The following is a 19,175-nucleotide window of genomic DNA, read 5'->3' as shown; positions in this document are numbered from 1 at the left end:
CCGACCGTGCCAGCACCTCACACTGATCCTGCCCAGGCCACCGACCAGTCGCGCCCCGACCTCGTCGTCGTGGGATCCGGCTTCTTCGGGCTCACCGTCGCGGAGCGCTGCGCGAACGAGCTGGGGCTCAAGGTCCTGGTGCTCGAGCGCCGCGACCACCTCGGTGGCAACGCCTACAGCGAGATCGACCCCGAGACCGGCATCGAGGTGCACAAGTACGGCACCCACCTCTTCCACACCTCCAACAAGAGGGTGTGGGAGTACGTCAACCGGTTCACCGACTTCACCGGCTACCAGCACCGCGTCTTCGCCAAGTACCAGGGGCAGGTCTACTCCTTCCCGATGAACCTGGGCCTGATCAACCAGTTCTTCGGCAAGGCGCACACCCCCGACGAGGCCCGCGCGCTGATCGCCGAGCAGGCCAGCGAGATCGCCACCGAGGACGCCACGAACCTCGAGGAGAAGGCGATCAGCCTCATCGGCCGCCCGCTGTACGAGGCGTTCGTCAAGGGCTACACCGCCAAGCAGTGGCAGACCGACCCGAAGGAGCTCAGCGCCGACATCATCACGCGGCTGCCGGTGCGCTACACCTTCGACAACCGCTACTTCAACGACACCTACGAGGGCCTGCCGGTCGACGGCTACACCGCGTGGCTGACCCGGATGGCCGACCACCCCAACATCGAGGTGCGGACCTCCACCGACTTCTTCGACGTCGCCGAGCAGTACAAGGGCGTCGTGCCGATCGTCTACACCGGCCCCGTCGACGAGTACTTCGGCAACTCCGAGGGTCGCCTGTCGTGGCGCACCATCGACCTGGAGGCCGAGACCCTCGACGTCGACGACTTCCAGGGAACCGGCGTGGTCAACGCCAACGACCAGGACGTGCCGCACACCCGGGTGCTGGAGTTCAAGCACCTGCACCCCGAGCGCACCTACCTGCCCGGCAAGACGATCGTGGTCCACGAGTACTCGCGCTTCGCCGAGGAGGGCGACGAGCCGTACTACCCGATCAACACCGCCGAGGACCGCGAGAAGCTGCTGAGGTACCGCGAGCTGGCCAAGGCCGAGCCGATGGTGCTCTTCGGCGGCCGGCTGGGCACCTACAAGTACCTCGACATGCACATGGCGATCGGCTCGGCGCTGTCGATGTTCGACAACAAGCTCGCGCCGCACTTCCGCGACGGCGAGACCCTGACCAGCGGAGGAGTCGACGCATGAGCACCACGACCACCCGGCTCCTGCAGCGCCAGGTCCTGCCCGTCGACCGCGACCTCGACGTGCTGCCGCTGTACGTCGACCCCGAGCCGGCCGTGCTCGACGCCGACAAGTACGAGGTCGGCTCCAACCGCCAGGCCCGAGAGCTCAACGTGGCCACGATGCGCAAGGGCGTGACCACCGGCGCCCAGCTGCACCCCGACCAGATCGTCTCGCGCACCGCGATGAGCATCCCGTCGGGCGACCGGCTCTCGTTCGGCACCTACTTCAACGCCTTCCCCGCCAGCTACTGGCGGCGCTGGAGCGTCGTCGACGCGGTGACGCTGACCCTCACCGTCACCGGGCGCGGCGCCACGGTGATCGTCTACAAGTCGATGGCGCGCGGCAACAGCCAGCGCGTCGACACCGCCACCACCGGCGGCGAGACCTCGGGCACCTTCACCTTCGAGCTGTCGCTCAAGCCGTTCGTCGACGGCGGCTGGTACTGGTACGACGTCGTGGCCGGCGACGACGAGGTCGTCGTGGAGTCGGCCGAGTGGACCGCGGAGGTGCCCGAGGACCGGGCCGCCCACGGCACCGTCGACCTGGTCATCACCACGATGAACCGCCCCGACTTCTGCGCCAAGCTGCTCCAGCAGGTCGGTGACGACGAGGCGCTGCGCCCCTACCTCGACTCCGTGATGGTGATGGAGCAGGGCACCGACAAGGTGGTCGACTCCCCGGAGATGCCGGCGGCGCGCGAGTCGCTCGGCGACCTGCTGCGCATCATGGAGCAGGGGAACCTCGGCGGCTCGGGCGGCTACGCCCGCGGCCAGCTCGAGTCGGTCAAGAAGGGCACCGCGACCTACGCGATGATGATGGACGACGACGTCGTCTGCGAGCCCGAGGGCATCATCCGCGCCGTCACCTTCGGCGACCTGGCCCGGCGCCCCACGATCGTGGGCGGGCACATGTTCAACCTCTACTCCCGCAGCCGCCTGCACAGCTTCGGCGAGGTCGTGCAGCCCTGGCGGTTCTGGTGGCAGTCGGCGCCCGGCGTCTTCGGCGACTGGGACTTCGCCTCGCGCAACCTGCGCTCGACCCGTTGGCTGCACCAGCGCATCGACGTCGACTTCAACGGCTGGTTCATGTGCCTGATCCCGCGCCGCGTGCTCGAGGACATCGGGCTCTCGCTGCCGGTCTTCATCAAGTGGGACGACTCGGAGTTCGGCCTGCGCGCCAAGGCGGCCGGCTACCCGACCGTCACCTTCCCCGGTGCGGCCGTGTGGCACGTGCCGTGGACCGACAAGAACGACGCGCTCGACTGGCAGGCCTACTTCCACGTGCGGAACCGGTTCGTCGCGGCGCTGCTGCACTCGCCGTACCCGCACGGCGGGCGGATGATCCGCGAGAGCCGCAACCACCAGATCGCCCACCTGGTCGCGATGCAGTACTCGACCGTCGAGATCCGCCACCAGGCGCTGCTCGACGTGCTCGAGGGCCCGCGGGCGCTGCACCGCCAGCTGCCCACCAAGCTGGCCGAGGTCAACGCGACCCGCAAGCAGTTCACCGACGCCCAGCTGCAGGTCGACCCCGACGCCTTCGCGCCGGTGCGCCGCAGCAAGCCGCCGCGCAAGGGCAAGGACGACTCCGCCGTCCCCGGGCGCCTCGCGACCCTGGTCAGCGCCGGTCTGCAGCCGATCCGGCAGCTGAAGAAGCCGCGCGCGCTCTCGCGCACGCACCCCGAGGCGGAGATCCGCGCGATGGACGCCAAGTGGTACCGCCTCGCGCGCTACGACTCCGCGATCGTGTCGATGAACGACGGCACCTCGGCCGCGCTCTACCAGCGCGACCCCGAGATGTTCCGCGAGCTGATGACCAAGACCGTGCAGATCCACGAGCGCCTCAAGCGCGAGTGGCCGCGGCTGGTCGAGGAGTACCGCTCCGAGCTGGGCCACATCACCTCGCCCGAGGCGTGGGAGGAGACCTTCCGTCCCTGGACCGAGGGTCGGACGGACGCGGATGGCTGAGTCGACCCGCCCGCCGGCGGGCCACGTCGTCGACGCGCCCCTGACCTCGCCGGCCGCCACCCAGGGGCTGCTCGAGGTCTTCCGGCACCGCTACCTGCTCAAGCTGCTGGTCAGGCGCGAGATCAGCGCGCGCTACTCCGGGTCGTTCCTGGGCCTGATCTGGTCCTACATCAACCCGCTGAGCCAGTTCCTGATCTACGTCTTCATCTTCACGCTGCTGCTGGGCCGCGACCGCACCGAGAACTTCGCGATCCACATCTTCACCGGTCTGATCGTCGTGCACTTCTTCACCGAGACCTTCAACGCCGGCACCCGCTCGATCGTGCGCAACAAGGCGCTGATCCGGAAGATGTCGCTGCCCAAGGAGATGTTCCCAGTCGCGTCGATGCTGGTCTCGCTCTACCACGTGGCGCCGCAGCTGGTGATCCTCGTGGTCGCGTGCGTGCCGTACGGCTGGACGCCCGACGTGCTCGGCATGCTGGCGCTGCTGCTGGCCCTGGGCATCATCATGACGCTGGGCACCGCGCTGGCACTGCTCTTCAGCGTCGCCAACGTCTACTTCCGCGACTTCGCCAGCGCCGTGGGCATCCTGACCAACTTCGTGCGCTTCAGCGTGCCGATGATCTACCCGTTCACGCTGGTCGAGGAGCGCTTCAAGGGCTTCGCGGAGTACTACCTCTACAACCCGCTCGCCGAGGCGGTGCTGCTGGTCCAGCGCGCCTTCTGGGTGGGCACGACCAGCGACCCGGCGGCCACGGCGGCCACCGAGCTGCCCGACCACCTCTTCACCCGCGGCCTGGTGATGCTCGCGATCTCGGCCCTGGTGCTGGTGCTCGCCCAGCTGGTGTTCCGCTCGCTGGAGGACAAGATCCCGGAGCGGTTGAATTGAGCTACTCACCCTCGACCTCGATCGTGGTGGAGAACGCCACGAAGGCCTTCACGCTGCGCTACCACCGCACCTTCAAGGAGGTGTCGGTCGCCAAGATGCGCGGCCAGCAGATCAGCGACACCTTCAAGGCGCTCGACGACGTCTCCTTCACCGTCGAGCAGGGCGAGTCGATCGGCCTGATGGGGCTCAACGGCTCCGGCAAGTCGACGCTGCTCAAGCTGGTCAACGGCATCATGAAGCCCGACTCCGGCCGGGTCCTGACCCGCGGCCGCATCGCCGGGCTGATCGCGACCGGCGCCGGCTTCCACCCCCAGCTCACCGGGCGCGAGAACGTCTACCTCAACGCCGCCGTCTTCGGGATGAGCGAGCGCGAGACCAACCGCAAGCTCGACGAGATCATCGAGTTCGCCAACATCGGCAAGCACCTCGACTCGCCCGTGGGCAACTACTCCTCGGGCATGTACGCCCGCCTGGGCTTCGCGGTGGCCATCAACGTCGACTGCGACATCTTCCTGGCCGACGAGGCGCTCGCGGTGGGGGACAAGCCCTTCAAGCGCAAGTGCCTGGAGAAGATGGAGGAGGTCCGCGACTCCGGGACCACCGTCTTCTACGTCAGCCACGCCGCCGGCTCCGTGCGACGCATGTGCGACCGCGTGCTGGTGCTCGAGGACGGGCGCCTGGGCTTCGACGGCGACGTCGACGCGGGCATCAAGTACGTCAAGTACGACTCCGACGACGAGGACCAGGACGACGAGGAGCTCGGCGCCGACATCTGATCGACCCCGACGCCGACCCGGCTCGTTCGAACGAGCCGGGTCGGCGTTTCTCTGTCTCCAGGACCCCCGACGAATTGACTTTTCTCGACGTCGTCGGCGTGTCGACTGGAAATTACACGATTGTAGTTACTCAGTTTCCCTTCCGTGTCGCATGTGACTCATGTGAAAGTTGCGCACCGTGTGAACTTCCCCGCGCACTGTGAAGGACCCTCGTATGCCCCCCAGCAGGTCTCGCTTCGTCTCCGGCTGCCAGCAGCTGCTGGTGCTCGGTGCCACCGTCGCCGTGCTCGCGCCCGCCGCGAGCGTGATTACCCTCGAGGTCGTCCAGCAGCCCGGCGCGGCCACCGCCCCCGGCTACGACGGCGCGCTCGCGGCGTACGTCCGCTCGGCGCAGAAGACCGCGACCGTGCCGACCGGCCCGGTCGAGGCGGTCGTGGAGGAGCACGTGCTGACCGCGCCCGGCGGCGAGGCGACCACCTCGGCGCGGGCGCTGGCGCAGGAGCGGGCCACGGTGCTGACCAGCCGCCCGGAGCCGGTCACCGGCTACGGCGCGGTGGGCGTGACCTGGGAGCCGGGGGCCGACCTCGACGAGGACGACATCGCCTTCGAGGTGCGCACCCGCACCGACGGCGTGTGGAGCGAGTGGGCAGAGCTCGAGTACCACGACGAGCACGCCCCCGACCCCACCACCGAGGAGGGCGCCTCCGCGCGCCCGGGCACCGAGCCGATGATGGTCGGCGAGGTCGACGACGTGCAGGTGCGCAGCACCGAGCGTGCGGGCGCCCTGCCCGGCGACATGCGGATGGCGGTGATCGACCCGGGCACCCCCGAGGCGACCGCGCAGGAGCGCGCCGCGCTCGACACGGCCACGCTCGACGGCGCCGACGGCACCGGCTCCGTGACGGCCCTCGAGGTCCCGGCCCAGGCGGGCGAGGACACCGACGTGCTGACCCTGCAGTCGGCCGAGGTGACGCCGAAGCCGGTGATCTACTCCCGCGAGCAGTGGGGCGCCGACGAGCGGCTGCGCAGCGGCTCGCCGAGCTACCACGAGGTGCACGCGGGCTTCGTGCACCACACGGTCAACGCCAACGACTACACCAAGGACCAGGTGCCCGCGATGCTGCGGAGCATCTACGCGTACCACACGAAGTCGCGGGGCTGGTCCGACGTCGGCTACAACTACCTCGTCGACCGGTTCGGCCGGATCTGGGAGGGCCGCGCGGGCGGCATCGACCGACCGGTGGTGGGCGCACACACCCTCGGCTACAACGAGTACTCCTTCGCGATGTCGGCGATCGGCAACTTCGAGCAGGTGCGCCCCTCCGAGGCGGTGGTGCAGGCCTACGGCGCCCTCTTCGCCTGGAAGCTCTCGCTGCACGGCGTCGACGCCGCCTCGGGCTCGCAGCGGGTCGGCAGCCGCTCCTTCCCGGCGGTCAACGGCCACCGCGACGCCGGCTCGACCGCCTGCCCGGGCGCCTACCTCTACCAGCGGCTCGGTGACATCCGCGCGCTCGCCGACGCGGCCCAGGCCGACTTCAGCGGGCGCCAGCTGCCGGCCGACCTGGTCGACACCCCGCACCCCGACCTGCTGGCGCGCCGGGCCTCCGACGGCCGCGTCTTCGTCATCCCCACCGGCGGCCTCAGCCGGGTCCGCAAGCCCTCGGCGGTCTCGACCGGCTGGTCGGGCTACGACTCGGTGCTGCTCTCCGACGACGTGACGGGCGACGGCCTGCCCGACGCCCTGGGCGTCACCGCCTCCGGCGCCGTCGACGTGCGCCCCGGCCGCGAGGACGGGTTCGGCGAGACCACCCGCACCGCGACCGCCACCGAGGGCCACGACCTGGTCACCGCCGTCGGCGACGTCGACGGCGACGGCCTGGCCGACCTCGTGGGTCGCGACGGCGACCGGCTCGAGATCCTCTCGAGCCGTGGCGACGGACGCTTCCGCGCGGCCTCGTCGACCACCGGCTGGGCCGGCTACGACGCCCTGGCCGGCAGCGACCTCGACGGCGACGGGTACGCCGACCTGGTCGCCCGGCGCGCCGACGGCACCATGCTGTGGCACCGCGGGTCGGCCTCCGGCTTCGGGGCCGCGCAGCCGCTGGCCGGCGCGGGCTCCGGCTCGGGCTGGGACGTCGTCAGCGGGCTCGGCGACTGGAACGGCGACGGGCACGCCGACCTCTTCGTGCGCCGCACCGGTGGCCACGGCTACGTGCTGCCCGGGCGGGGCGACGGCAGCGTCGGGCACCCCCTGGGGCCGATCAAGCGGCTCAAGGGCCGTCCGGGCCTGACCGGCGGCGCCGACCTCAGCGGCGACGGCGTCCCCGACCTGGTGTTCCTCAAGGGCGAGACCCTGATGAGGATCGTCGGGACCGGCAAGGTCGAGACGCGGGCCCCCGTCGACACCGGCGCCCGCATCCGCGCGGTCGACCTGCTGCTCAACGTGGGGGACTGGGACGGCGACGGGTTCGGCGACCTGGTGCTGCGCAAGCAGCGCAACGGCGTGCTCAAGATGCGTCCCGGCGACGGCGCGGGCTCCTTCGGCAAGGCGGTGCGGCTCGGGCGGGCCATGGGCGACGTCCGGCTGCTGGAGGCGGTCGGCGACGTCACCGGAGACGGCTGGCCGGACCTGATGGGCCAGCCGGTCGGCGGCTCGATGATGATCTACCCCGGCCGGGGTGCGGCCGCCCTCGGCACGCCGTACGTCGCGCACAGCGCCATCAGCGCGAGCCGCCAGGTCGGCGTGGGCCTGTGGGACCGCGACGGCGCGCCCGACAGCATGTTCCGCCAGGGCGACGCCCTCGTGGCCTACCCGGGCAACGGGCCCGGCGGGCTCACCGACGCCGCCCGGGTCGACCTGGACCTGCGGGGCTACGACGTCGTGACCGGGATCGGCGACGCCAACCTCAAGACGCGGGCCGACCTGGTGGTGCGCGAGAGCGCCACCGGCTACCTCTGGCTCCTCGAGGGCAAGGCGTCGGGCTTCAAGTCGCGCCGCTTCCTCGCCGACGGGGCGGGGGTCTACGACCTGGTGGACTGATCCCTGTCCGTGACGCGCTCGTCGGCCGAGGTCGACTCGAGTCGCGCCGGGTCAGGGTGCGCGACCAGGACCAGCGAGCCGCCGCGTGCGAGCGGCTCGGTGAAGGTGGCGATCTCCGGTGGGGAAGCCGGGTTCGCCGCCGAGAGGAGACGGCCGCCGTCGGTGACGAGAGTCCCGGCGGCGGCCGCGCTCCACAGCTCCGCCTGGGTCAGGTCCAGCCCCGGGCCGCGCAGGGCCGGGTCGTCCGCCGCCGGCGGGTCCCACGCAGTGAACGCGTCGGGCTGGCCCCAGATCTCCACGCCGACGTCGTGGACGCCCTCGGGCAGCGGCTCGGCGAAGCGGACCCCCATCGGCAGCAGAGCACAGGCCAGCACCGGGACGTCGTCGGCTCGCGCGGCGTGCGCCGGCAGAGTCGCGGGCCCGCAGACCACGGCGTCGGCGGTGCCCGCCTCCTCGGGACCCACCACCACGAGCCCCGCGCTCCACGCGGCCCCGAGCAGCACCGGGCCCAGCCAGTGGGCGGGCAGGTCGACGCACAGCGCGTCGCCGCGCTCGAGGTCGTGCTCCTCGACCAGCAGGGAGGCGGCCTTGGCCACCCAGTTGGCGTACGTCGTCACCGAGAGCTCGGTGCGCTCGCCCGAGGCGTGGTCGTAGAAGGTCACCAGCGGGCGGCCCGGGTCGCGGGCCAGCTCGCGGCGCAGCAGGTCGGAGAAGGTCGTCACGGGCTCGACACTAGGGTGTCGCCCATGACGAGCCACGCGCCCATCGACTCCTTCTGGGCCGTGGTGCCCGCCGGCGGCGCAGGCACGCGCCTGTGGCCGCTGAGCCGGGCCACGGCGCCCAAGTTCCTGCACGACCTGCGCGGCAGCGGGCGCACCCTGATCCAGGAGACCCACGACCGGCTGGGCCCGCTCGCCCCGGGCCGGGTGCTGGTCGTCACCGGCGCCGCGCACCGCGACGCGGTCGCCGGCCAGCTCGACGAGCTGGCCCCCGAGGCGATCCTGGCCGAGCCGTCGGCCCGCGACTCGATGGCCGCCATCGGCCTCGCGGCCGCGCTCGTCGAGCGGGCCGACCCCGACGCGGTGATGGGCTCCTTCGCCGCCGACCACGTCATCACCGACGTCGACGGCTTCGCCGGCGCCGTGCGCACCGCCGTCGAGGTCGCGCGCGACGGCTGGCTGGTCACGCTGGGCGTCGAGCCGACCTTCGCCTCCTCGGCCTTCGGCTACATCCGCTCCGGCGACGCGCTCGCCGAGCACCCCGGCGCCGCGAGGGTCGAGGAGTTCGTCGAGAAGCCGTCGGTGGAGGTGGCCCGGGGCTACCTCGCCGAGGGCGGCTACCGCTGGAACGCGGGCATGTTCGTGGCCCGGCCCACGGTGCTGCTGGACCTGCTGGCCGACAGCGACCCCGGCTTCGCCGCCGACCTGCGTGCGCTCGCCGCCGACGGCTCTCGGATGGAGGAGATCTGGCCGCGGCTGCCGCGCATCGCGGTCGACCACGCGGTCGCCGAGCCGGCCGCCGCGGCCGGCCGGGTCGCGACCGTGCCGGCCGCCTTCGACTGGGAGGACGTGGGCGACTTCGACTCCCTGGCCGCGCTGCTGGCCCGCGACGGCGTCCCGCTGACCGTGCTCGGCGAGGACGACGTGCGCGTCGTCGACGCCAGCGGCCTGGTCGTGACCGGAGGTCGGACCGTGGCCGTGGTCGGCCTCGACGACGTCGTGGTCGTCGACACCCCCGACGCCCTCCTGGTGACCACGCGCGAGCGCGCCCAGGACGTCAAGGCCGTCGTCGCCGCCCTCAAGGAGAGCGGCCGCACCGAGCTCACCTGAGCCGGCCCGCAGGCGGAGGCCCAGGGGAGCCCTGCGCAGCCTCAGCGCAGCCGGGCGACCCGGAACCGGCGCTCCTCCACGGCCGCGGTGTCGAGGGTGAGCGTCTGGCCCAGGTGCTCCTCGAGCCGCGGGCTGGCGCCGCCGTCGAGGAAGCGAGTCCGCTTCCGGGTGAGGAACGGCAGCCGGATCCGGGCCTCGTCGACGGTGACCTCCTGGCCCGTCGGCATGTGCACCCACCAGTCGGAGTCGGCGCCGGTGACCAGCACCCCGATCCGGTGCCCCCGGGCGAAGACCCAGTCCTGGCCGTAGAGCGGCAGGGCGTACGTCGAGGCGCCGGCCTCGCGCACCAGCTGCGTGCCGCGCGAGACCAGGCGCGCGGTCCCGTCGGGGGCCACGTCGTAGACCAGGCCGACCAGGTTGGCCCGGGGCAGGCTGCTCGAGACCGTCACGTCGAGCACCGGCTCGCCCGACATCCAGGCGGTCCGCCGCAGCGGCGTCGAGACGGTCCAGGCGCCCGAGCCGGCGTCGGCCCCGGTGGCGCTGGTGCGCCCGTCGTCGGCGTACGCGCCGCCGGCGAGCGTCGTGCGCCGCACCCGCACGTCGGCGGGGGGCCAGCTCGACTCGGTGCGCCAGCGGCCCTGGCTGTCCTGCACCTGCACGCCGGGGCGGGCGGCCCGTGACCGCTCGCCCTCGAGGTGCCGGTCGAGGAAGGCCGCGACCTGGCGGACGAACGCGGCCCGGGGGCGGCCGGTCTCGGAGCGGCCCTCGGCGTCGGTGTCCCAGCCGCGCACGTGGTCGAACTGGCCGAACCACGCCTTGTGGGCGGCCCCGCCCAGGCCGTTCCAGTAGTCGAAGGCGCGGTCGGGCTTGGTGTTGGTCTCCAGGAAGCCCTGGGTCAGGAAGACCGGGACGCGGGAGCCCGCGGCCGCCGGGACGAGGTCGCGCGCGGCCCAGAAGTCGCTGTCCTCGGCGTCGTCCTGCTGCTGGACGATGTTGAGCGCGTGGCAGGGCGTGAGCGGGGCGCCGTTGAGGTGGTAGTCGAGCGGGTCGGCCAGCGAGCCCGGGAACAGGTCGTTGGCCTGGAAGACCACGGGGGTGCCGACCGAGTTCGCGAAGCGGACGCCGCGGTTGTAGAGGTAGGAGTAGCCGGAGTAGACCGGCTCCATCGAGACGACCGCCGCCAGCCCGTCCGGGCGCCGTGCCGTGCCCATCAGGCCGGTCCAGCCGTCGTAGGACTTGCCCAGCAGCGCGACCCTGCCGGTCGACCAGGGCTGCGCGGCCGCCCACTCGACCGCCGACTCCACCGCGCCCTGCTCGGCGGGGCCGCCCCAGTCGTTGCACCCGCCGCTGCCGCCCGTGCCGGGCAGGTCGACCATGACGTAGGTGTAGCCCTCGTCGAGCGCGCCGGTGAGGTCGAGGAAGTCGTCGAACCGGTCGCTCGGCGGCTCCCCGGTCGGGTCCGGCGCCGCCGCGCCGCCCGAGTGGCTGGTGTAGGGGCTGACGGTGAGCACCACCGGCGTCCGCTCGTCGGCCGGCATCCCCGCGGGGCGCAGCACGTCGGCGTGCAGGACGGTGCCGTCGTCGGCCTCGAGGTAGACCTCGGTCCAGTCGGCGTCCTCGCGCTCCCCGGCCTCCGCGGGCGCGGGGACGAGCAGGGTGGGGGAGGCGAGGGCCAGGGCGAGCGTGGCCAGGGAGGTCGTGGCCAGGGCGGTCGTGCGGTGGCGGGGCATGACCGTGTCAACGACGCGCGCGGCCCCGGGTCACCCCCTGGTCATCACCGGGTGACTACAGCGCGGTGTTGGGCTCCGGCGAGTCCTGCTGGGGGTACTCGGTCATGAACGCCTCGACCGCGGCGCCGCTGGGTTCGGAGCAGTACTGCCACACACCGACCTGCAGCGACGTGTCGCTCTCGCCGGCGCCACCGGCCGACCAGTGGGTCAGCGCGATGTCCTGGTCGTCGGGGAAGGCCTCGCCGTCCTCGGAGGTCCAGGGCGCGGCGATGAAGGCGTTGCGACGGTTGGAGTCGTCGGAGAACTTGTCGGCGATGCCGCGCAGGTCGGCCATCGCCTCGTCGTCGATGTCCTCGTCGTACCAGAGCACGGTGAAGCCGTGCTCGAGGTTGTGCACCAGTGCCTCGAGCTCGGGACGGTCCTCGACGGTGTAGAACTCGCGGGCGCCGGAGACGGGGGCCACGCCGGCGATGTTCCAGTGGGGTCCGAACGCCGGGGGAGCGGTGTCGTAGGTGACCTGCTGCTCCTGCGGCACGTGGGTGCCGCTGTCGGCGGCCGGCTCGGTGGTGATCTCGCCGCACACGTCGGCCGAGGCCCCGATCTCGTCGAGGGCCAGCGAGCTGTACTGGCTGCTCTCCACCTCGTCGCTGATGATCCCGTACAGCGGCACCGCGATGATGGCGGCGGCGATGACGCCGCAGACGGCGACGATGGCGTAGCCGCGGCGCTTGTCGGCGCCCTTCTGCTGCTTGCGGATCGCGTCGATCTTGGCCTGGCGGTCGGACTTGGCGGGCTTGGCCACGGTTCGGCTGTCCTCGAGGTCGGGGGCGGTCTGGTGCGGGGGCGGGGCTGGCGGGGATTCTACGGAGTGCGCGGTCGCATCCGGGCAACGACGGTGGATCCGGGCTCGGTCGCGGCCTCGCAGCACCACCCGTGGGCGAAGGCGAGCGGCTCCAGCAGCGCCCCCAGGCGGGTCGACGCAGGGTGGGCCACGCTGACCAGGAGCGTCCCGCCGACGAGCCGGGTGCTCGCCGCGCCGTGCGCGACCCGCTCGACGGCCTCGGCCAGCTCCTCGGGCGGGGCGGGGGCCCCGAAGGGCGCCAGGTCGGCGGGGTCGCCGGTGAGGGCGCGCACGACGGCCTCGCGGGCGCCGTACCCGAAGAGGTCGGCGCCCTCGGCGCGCACCAGCGCGACCGCGCCCGGTCCCGGGTCGTCGAGGGGGGTGACCAGGTCGGCCCGGCCCCGCACGACGGCGAAGGGGCGGCCCCCGAGCTTGCCCTGCGCCAGCTCGGCGGCGCCCGCCACCTCGTCGGCGACCGCGGGCGCGGTCACGGCCAGCTCGTTGCCGTGGGCGTCGACGCGGCCCGCGAAGCTCTCGGCCACGCTGAGGCCGGCGGCCCCGATGGCGATGTCGGTCTGCCCCTCGCGCCAGGCCCGGCCGGCGGTGTCGGTGACGACCACGCCGACGACGCGCCCGCTGAGCTCGTGCAGCCGGGCGCGCAGGGCGCGGGCGGAGGCGTCGGGGTCGAGCGGCAGCAGCACGATGGAGCCGAGCGCCACGTTGGAGGCGTCGATGCCGGCGGCCGCCATGGTCAGGCCGTGGTGGGTGCGCACGATGGTGGTCGGGCCGCGGCGGGCCACCACCCGCGCGGTCTCGTCGGCCAGCGCCTGCGCCCGGTCGCCGGTGCGGACCCGGTCCTCGGACTTGCTGACCACCTTGCTGGTCACCACCACGACGTCGCCGTCGGCGAGGTCGTGGCCACCGGCGCCGTGGCCCAGGGCGGTGAGGAGCGCCTGCGCCAGGTCGGTGCCCGGGACGACCTCGGGCACGCCGTCGGGGGCGTGGACCTGCAGGTCCGTCACGGGGCGACCAGGTCGAGCGCGGCCGCCGCCATGTCGGCCGTCGCCCCGGGCGAGGTCATCATCAGCGGGACGGCGGCGGCGCGCAGCCCGGCCGCCTCGAGCGCGGGCACGGCGTCGGCGTCGCCCGAGTCGACGAGCCAGCCGTCGAGCAGGCCGCCCTGCGACCGGGCGCCGTAGTGCAGCCCGACGCCGGCGGCGCTGACCTCGACCCCGATCGACGTCAGCAGCTGGCGGGCCATGCCGCGCACGTGCTGCCCGCCCACGATGGGCGAGAGCCCGACCACGGGGGCCGCGGTGGCCCGGAGCGCCTCGCGCACCCCGGGCACGCCCAGGACCGTGCCGATCGAGACGACCGGGTTGGAGGGCGGCACCAGCACCAGGTCGGCGTCGGTGAGCGCCTCGACGACGCCGGGGGCGGGCGAGGACTGGTCGAGGCCGACGCACACGACCGTCTCGGCGGGGACCTCGGCGCGCATCCGGATCCAGTACTCCTGGAAGTGCACGACGCGGGTGCCGCTGGGGGAGTCGGGGTCGGCGACCGCCACGTGGGTCTCGACCCGGTCGTCGGTCATCGGCAGCAGGCGCACCCGGTCGCCGTGCACCGGCTCGAGCCAGCGGCGGCACAGGGCCGTGGTCACCGCGGAGAGCGGGTAGCCCGCCTCGAGCATCTGGGTGCGCACCAGGTGCGTGGCCACGTCGCGGTCGCCGAGACCGAACCACGTCGGCTCGACGCCGTACGCCGCCAGCTCCTCGCGCACGCTCCAGGTCTCCTCGCGCCGGCCCCACCCGCGCTCGGGGTCGATCCCGTCGCCGAGGGTGTACATCACCGTGTCGAGGTCGGGGCAGACCTTGAGCCCGTGCACCCACAGGTCGTCGGCGGTGTTGGTGACGACCGTGACGACCGCGTCGCGCTCGACGCCGGGCAGCCGACCGGTGTCGAGGGCGTGCAGCAGGCCCTGCAGGAAGCGGGCGCCGCCGATGCCCCCGGAGAGGACGGTGATGGAACGCATGGGGCTACTGTGCCGCAGCGCCTCGTCCCGGTCGTCCGGCGACCCCGCCGACGGGCACGTGACCCGGTCGGGTAATACCAGACTTTCGCTTGACTTCCGGTGTACGACAGGCATGTAATTCCCACAGTGTTCTTCGGGATTTCCACTGGGTCGAAAGGGCGTACGCCGTGAGAGAGCTGTTTCTCCTCGAATCGGACGCCACCGAGGCGGGCTGGCAGGATCGCGCCCTGTGCGCACAGACCGACCCCGAGGCGTTCTTCCCTGAAAAGGGTGGTTCCACCAGGGAGGCCAAGAAGGTCTGCCTGACCTGCGAGGTGCGCGACGAGTGCCTCGAGTCCGCGCTGATGAACGACGAGCGCTTCGGCATCTGGGGCGGTCTCTCCGAGCGGGAGCGCCGCAAGCTGAAGAAGCGCGCAGTCTGAGGGTGCCCCCCGCGCCCTGTCGAGGGTCAGCCCCGGTCGTCCGCGACCGGGGCCCCTTCGATTTCTGAGCCTGCCACCGGCGCCACGTACCCTTGCCGATCGTGTCCGGGACAGCTCCGGCGGCGGTCGCCGCCCTCGTGGTCAGTCACGACGGTGCGCGCTGGCTGCCCGTGGTGATCGAGGCGCTGCGCGCCCAGACCAGGGCCCCCGACCGCGTGGTGGCCGTCGACACCGGCAGCCGCGACGAGAGCCCCGACCTGCTCGAGGCCGCCTTCGGGCCCGTGGTGCCCGCCCCGGCCGGCACCGGCTACCCGGAGGCGGTGCGACGCGGCCTGGCCGAGCTCGGGCCCGAGGTCGAGTGGGTCTGGCTGCTGCACGACGACTCGACCCCCGACGCCTCGGCGCTCGAGGAGCTGCTGGCGGCGGCCGAGGAGCACCCCGGGGCCGACGTGCTGGGCCCCAAGCTGCGCGAGTGGCCCTCGCTGCGCCGGCTGCTCGAGGTCGGGGTGACCATCTCCGGCACCGGACGGCGCGAGAGCGGTCTCGAGCGCGGCGAGTACGACCAGGGCCAGCACGACGAGGTGCGCCGGGTGCTGGCGGTCAACACCGCCGGGATGCTCGTGCGGCGCCGCGTGCTCGAGGACCTCGGCGGGTTCGACGACCACCTCCCCGTCTTCGGCAACGACCTCGACTTCGGCTGGCGCGCCGCGGCCGCCGGGCACACCACGCTGGTGGTGCCCCAGGCCGTCGTCTTCCACGCCGAGGCCGCCCACCGCGGGCTGCGGCGCACCGCGCTGACCGGGCGGCACACGCACTTCCAGGAGCGCCGGGCCGCCCTGTTCACGCTGCTGGTCAACGTGCGCTCGCGGGCCCTGCCCCTCCAGGTCGTGCGCCTGGTGCTGGGCACGCTGCTGCGGGTGCTCGGCTTCCTGCTGGTGCGCTCGGTCGGGGAGGCCCTCGACGAGCTGGCCGCCCTGCTCTCCCTGGTCGGCAGCGCCGGCGACGTGCGCCGCGCCCGGCGCGAGCGCCGGGCCCGGGCCACCGCGCCGCCCGAGGAGGTGCGCGGGCTGCTGGCGCCCGCGTGGCTGCCCTACCGCCACGGCCTCGACGCCGTGGGCGACCTCGTCTCCGCGCTCACCGACCAGGCCGCCGACGTCGCCGAGCGCCGCCGGGCCGCGGCCGCCGAGCGCGACCCCGCGGCGTACGCCGCCCAGGCCGGTGCCCGACGGGCCGTCGCCGAGGACGACGACGAGGACGTGCCCGACGACAGCTCGCTGGTGGCGCGCTTCCTGACCGACCCGGTCGCCGTGACGCTGTCCCTGGTGGTCCTGGCCCTGCTGGTGGCCACCCGGGCCGGCTTCGGCCAGGCCGTCGGTGCGGCGCTGGCGCCGGTCCCCGACACGGTCGGCGCCTGGTGGGGGCTGCACCTGGAGTCCTGGCACGCGCTGGGCCAGGGCACGCGGTGCCCGCGCCGGCCCTCCTGCTCCCGCTGGCGCTGCTGGCCACGGTCCTGGGCGGCAGCCCCGCCGCCGCCGTCTCCGCGGTGCTGCTGCTCGCGGCACCCCTGGCGCTGTGGGGCACCTGGCGCTTCCTGCGGGTGGCCGGGCGCCTGGTCTCGGTGCGCGGCGCCCCCCGCTGGCTGCTGCTGTGGGGCTCGGTCACCTACGCGCTCGTCCGTTGACCAGCGGCGCCTGGGGCGACGGCCGGCTCGGGCCCGTCGTGAGCGCCGCGCTGCTGCCCTGGGCCGCGCACGCCGCGCTCGGCTTCGCCGACCCGGTCGCCGACCGGCGTTGGCGCGCCGGCTGGCGCCTGGGCCTGCTGCTGGGCCTGCTCACCGCGTTCACGCCCACGGCCTGGCTGGTCGCCACCACCCTCGCCGTGGTCGTGGTCACCGCGGTCCTCGTCGTCCTGCCGGGGGCCCGGGGCGACCGCTCGACGTGGGGCCCACCGCTCACCGCGGTGCTGGTGCCCCTGGCGCTGCTCGCCCCGTGGTGGGTCGGCTCGCTGCGGCGCGGGGCCGCCGAGGCGCTGCTGCTCGACCCCGGCCGGCTGCCCGCGGCCGAGCCCACGGGGCTCGAGCTGCTGACCGGGCGCCTGGGCGAGACGGGCGCCCCGTGGTGGCTCGGGGCGCTGCTCGTGGTGCTCGCCCTGCTGGCGCTGCTCCCGCGCGCCACGCGCGCCGCCGTCCTGCTGGTGTGGGTGGTGGCCCTGGTGGCCGCGCTCGTGGCGCTGGGGCTCTCGTGGACCACCCTCGACCTGTCGGTCGGCACGGCCGCACCCGGTGTGGGTGCCCCGCTGGCGGTCCTGGTCGGCGCCCTGGTCACGGCCGCGGTGCTCGGCGCCGTCGGTGCCCGCGGCTCGGTGGCCCGACCGGTCCTCGCCGGGGTGGTCGCGGTGGCAGCCGTCGTGCCCGTCCTGGGCCTGGGCTGGGCCGTCGTCGCCGACGACCGGCTGGCCGACGCACCCGACTCGGGCATCCCCGCCTACATGGTGCAGCGCTCCGAGCTCGGCCCCGAGCACGGCATCCTGGTGCTGCGCGGCGACGTCGCCGGAGGTCTCGAGCACACCGTGCGCCGCGGCGACGGCACCACCCTGGGCGAGGACGAGGTGCTGGCGCTCAGCGGCGAGGACGCCGACCTGACCGCCACCGTGCGCGAGCTCGTCTCGGCGCCCACCAGCGAGACGGTGACGCGCCTGGGCGAGCTGGGCATCGAGCACGTCGTGCTGCCGGCCCCCGCCGACGGCGACGTGGCCGCCGGGCTCGACGCCGCCGGGGGACTGGTGCAGGCCAGCGCGGCCGACCCGGGCACCCGCGCCTGGCAGGTCGACCGGCCGCTGTCGACGCAGGCCCTCGAGGGCGGCACCTCCGCGCTGCACGTCTCGCTGCTGGTCGTCCAGGGGATCGCGCTGGTGACGGTGCTGGTGCTCTGCGCCCCCACCCGCGAGCGACGGAGGCGTCGATGACCAGCACTCCCGCCCCCGGCCGCCGCGCCGGTGACCAGCCCCGCAGCCGTGGCGGGCGCCTCGACCGCGTCCTCGTGGCCGCGGTCGTGGTGCCGGCGCTCACCGTGGCGGCCGCCCTGCTCGCCGACACCGGGGTCGAGCCCCGTCCGGTCGAGCAGCCGCCGCGCGAGGTCGACCTCGACCGCGCCACCGCGGTCTGCCCCGCGGCGACGAGCGACGGCCGGGTCGTGGTGGCCAGCGGCACGGGTGCGCGCGGCGACGTGACCGTCGGGGTCGCGGGCGACGACCCCCAGGAGCTGGGGCTGGGCCGGCGCGGCGCCGGTGTCGTCGACACCGACGACGTCGCGGTGGTCACCGGCGCCGGCGAGCTGGCCCCCGGGCTGGTGGCGCTGCGCACGGCCGGGCCGGGGCTGCGCGCGGTGGCCTGCCCCGCCACCAGCTCCGAGCAGTGGTTCACCGGCGTCGGCGCCGGCGCCGAGCACACCTCGGTGCTCGAGCTGACCAACCCCGACGCCGGCCCGGCCACCGTCGACGTCGAGGTGCACGGCCAGTCCGGGCCGGTCGCCGCCGACGGGCTGCGCGGTGTCTCGGTGCCCGGCGGCGAGACCGTGCGGCTGCGGCTGGGCGCCGAGATCCCCAAGCGCGAGGAGCTGGCGCTGCGCGTCAGCACCGGCCGCGGCCGGGTCGCGGCCGTGGTGGTCGACGCGTTCGTGCCGATCGGGCGCGGCGTCCCCACCAAGGAGTACCTGCCCGGCCAGGCGGCCCCCGCCGAGGTCAACGTGCTGATGGGCCTGCCCGCCGGGGCCGGCGAGCGCGCGGTGGTCGTGGCCAACGGCGGCGACGACGTCGCGCGGGTCCGGCTGGAGCTGGTGACCGCACGCTCGGTCTTCGCCCCCGCCGAGGTCGAGGAGGTCACCGTAGAGCCGGGCAGCGTCAGGCGCCTCTCGATCGCCGGGCTGCTGGGCAGCGACGCCGCCGCCGACGCACTGGGGCTGCGGGTGGTCAGCAGCCGGCCGGTCACCGCCACCTTCCGGGCGCGCACCGGCACCGATCTCGTGCAGTCGGTGCCCGGCGGACGGGTGCAGGGCACCACCCTGGTCCCGGTGCCCGCCGGGGCCAAGGAGCTGCTGCTGGCCGACGCCGACGGCGTGGGGGCGGTGCGCGTCGAGGCGCGCAGCGCCGGCGGGGAGCGGTTGCAGCGGCGGACCTACGACCTCACGCCCGAGGTCGGGCTGTCGGTGCCGCTGCCGGCCGACGCGGCGCTCGTCGAGGTGCGCACCGGCGACCTCGACCTCGTGGGGTCCGTCCTGGTCGAGACCGGCAGCGGGTCGGTCGTGCTGCCGCTGCGGCCGCTGGTGCTGACCGACCTGGTGCCCGCGGTGCGGCCCGGGCCGCCCTGAGCAGGCCAGGAGACCGGAGAGCCGG

The 19,175-nt window shown here is 74.0% G+C and carries 15 protein-coding genes and 1 pseudogene; 11 read left to right on the top strand and 5 right to left on the bottom strand.

Annotated features, from left to right (window positions below):
- The first annotated feature begins 6 nt into the window (after nt 1–6).
- The 5 genes from glf to H0S66_RS02355 all read left to right on the top strand — a co-directional run bounded on the left by glf (nt 7) and on the right by H0S66_RS02355 (nt 7,932).
- Nucleotides 7–1,221 (top strand): UDP-galactopyranose mutase, encoded by a 1,215-nt coding sequence (glf, locus tag H0S66_RS02375; RefSeq protein WP_179613957.1) that lies wholly within the window; start codon nt 7–9, stop codon nt 1,219–1,221.
- Nucleotides 1,218–3,227, top strand: coding sequence for a glycosyltransferase (locus tag H0S66_RS02370; protein WP_179613956.1), 2,010 nt, complete (start codon nt 1,218–1,220; stop codon nt 3,225–3,227). Before glf ends, H0S66_RS02370 begins: the two co-directional genes overlap by 4 nt.
- Entirely contained in the window at nt 3,220–4,116 is an 897-nt protein-coding gene (locus H0S66_RS02365) for an ABC transporter permease (protein ID WP_179613955.1), read from the top strand. The genes H0S66_RS02370 and H0S66_RS02365 overlap by 8 nt, the downstream gene beginning before the upstream one ends.
- On the top strand, nt 4,113–4,892 hold the full coding sequence (locus H0S66_RS02360) for an ABC transporter ATP-binding protein (RefSeq protein WP_218876206.1): 780 nt from the start codon (nt 4,113–4,115) through the stop codon (nt 4,890–4,892). The genes H0S66_RS02365 and H0S66_RS02360 overlap by 4 nt, the downstream gene beginning before the upstream one ends.
- A 214-nt stretch (nt 4,893–5,106) precedes the next feature.
- Nucleotides 5,107–7,932, top strand: coding sequence for an FG-GAP-like repeat-containing protein (locus tag H0S66_RS02355; RefSeq protein ID WP_179613954.1), 2,826 nt, complete (start codon nt 5,107–5,109; stop codon nt 7,930–7,932).
- Here H0S66_RS02355 and H0S66_RS02350 read toward each other — a convergent pair.
- Nucleotides 7,914–8,654: a TIGR03089 family protein gene (locus H0S66_RS02350; protein ID WP_179613953.1), complete on the bottom strand. Its 741-nt coding sequence runs from the start codon at nt 8,652–8,654 to the stop codon at nt 7,914–7,916. The two genes, H0S66_RS02355 and H0S66_RS02350, sit on opposite strands and share 19 nt — an antisense overlap.
- Before the next feature lie 24 nt (nt 8,655–8,678).
- Between H0S66_RS02350 and H0S66_RS02345 the strand changes: the two genes are divergently transcribed.
- Complete coding sequence (locus tag H0S66_RS02345; protein ID WP_179613952.1) at nt 8,679–9,761, top strand: mannose-1-phosphate guanylyltransferase; 1,083 nt, start codon at nt 8,679–8,681, stop codon at nt 9,759–9,761.
- A 41-nt stretch (nt 9,762–9,802) separates the two neighbouring features.
- On the opposite strand, the gene H0S66_RS02340 is transcribed toward H0S66_RS02345, so the two are convergent.
- The 4 genes from H0S66_RS02340 to cofD are packed head-to-tail and all read right to left on the bottom strand — an operon-like array spanning nt 9,803 to nt 14,364.
- Nucleotides 9,803–11,491 (bottom strand): CocE/NonD family hydrolase, encoded by a 1,689-nt coding sequence (locus H0S66_RS02340; RefSeq protein ID WP_179613951.1) that lies wholly within the window; start codon nt 11,489–11,491, stop codon nt 9,803–9,805.
- Between the two features lie 55 nt (nt 11,492–11,546).
- Nucleotides 11,547–12,293: a DUF3105 domain-containing protein gene (locus H0S66_RS02335; RefSeq protein ID WP_179613950.1), complete on the bottom strand. Its 747-nt coding sequence runs from the start codon at nt 12,291–12,293 to the stop codon at nt 11,547–11,549.
- A 59-nt stretch (nt 12,294–12,352) separates the two neighbouring features.
- The gene (gene cofE, locus H0S66_RS02330; RefSeq protein WP_179613949.1) at nt 12,353–13,354 is read right to left on the bottom strand and encodes a coenzyme F420-0:L-glutamate ligase; all 1,002 of its coding nucleotides are present in this window, start codon (nt 13,352–13,354) and stop codon (nt 12,353–12,355) included.
- On the bottom strand, nt 13,351–14,364 hold the full coding sequence (gene cofD / locus H0S66_RS02325; protein WP_179613948.1) for a 2-phospho-L-lactate transferase: 1,014 nt from the start codon (nt 14,362–14,364) through the stop codon (nt 13,351–13,353). The genes cofE and cofD overlap by 4 nt, the downstream gene beginning before the upstream one ends.
- A 167-nt stretch (nt 14,365–14,531) precedes the next feature.
- Between cofD and H0S66_RS02320 the strand changes: the two genes are divergently transcribed.
- The 5 genes and pseudogenes from H0S66_RS02320 (at nt 14,532) to H0S66_RS02300 (ending at nt 19,150) form a co-directional block, all read left to right on the top strand.
- A complete protein-coding gene (locus tag H0S66_RS02320; RefSeq protein WP_179613947.1) occupies nt 14,532–14,786 on the top strand; it encodes a WhiB family transcriptional regulator in 255 nt (84 codons plus the stop codon).
- Between the two features lie 101 nt (nt 14,787–14,887).
- Nucleotides 14,888–15,493: pseudogene (locus H0S66_RS20925) on the top strand (glycosyltransferase family 2 protein); the annotation flags it as partial.
- A 755-nt stretch (nt 15,494–16,248) separates the two neighbouring features.
- Nucleotides 16,249–16,467, top strand: coding sequence for a hypothetical protein (locus H0S66_RS02310; protein WP_180923762.1), 219 nt, complete (start codon nt 16,249–16,251; stop codon nt 16,465–16,467).
- The gene (locus tag H0S66_RS02305; RefSeq protein ID WP_180923760.1) at nt 16,464–17,750 is read left to right on the top strand and encodes a hypothetical protein; all 1,287 of its coding nucleotides are present in this window, start codon (nt 16,464–16,466) and stop codon (nt 17,748–17,750) included. The genes H0S66_RS02310 and H0S66_RS02305 overlap by 4 nt, the downstream gene beginning before the upstream one ends.
- Nucleotides 17,747–19,150, top strand: coding sequence for a DUF5719 family protein (locus tag H0S66_RS02300; protein ID WP_179613945.1), 1,404 nt, complete (start codon nt 17,747–17,749; stop codon nt 19,148–19,150). Before H0S66_RS02305 ends, H0S66_RS02300 begins: the two co-directional genes overlap by 4 nt.
- Nucleotides 19,151–19,175 lie beyond the last annotated feature (25 nt).

It is taken from the genome of Nocardioides marinisabuli (genome assembly GCF_013466785.1).
Classification (GTDB): Bacteria; Actinomycetota; Actinomycetes; order Propionibacteriales; family Nocardioidaceae; genus Nocardioides; species Nocardioides marinisabuli.
Note: the sequence above shows the minus strand (reverse complement) of the source record. Positions and strands in the feature narration are given on the sequence as shown.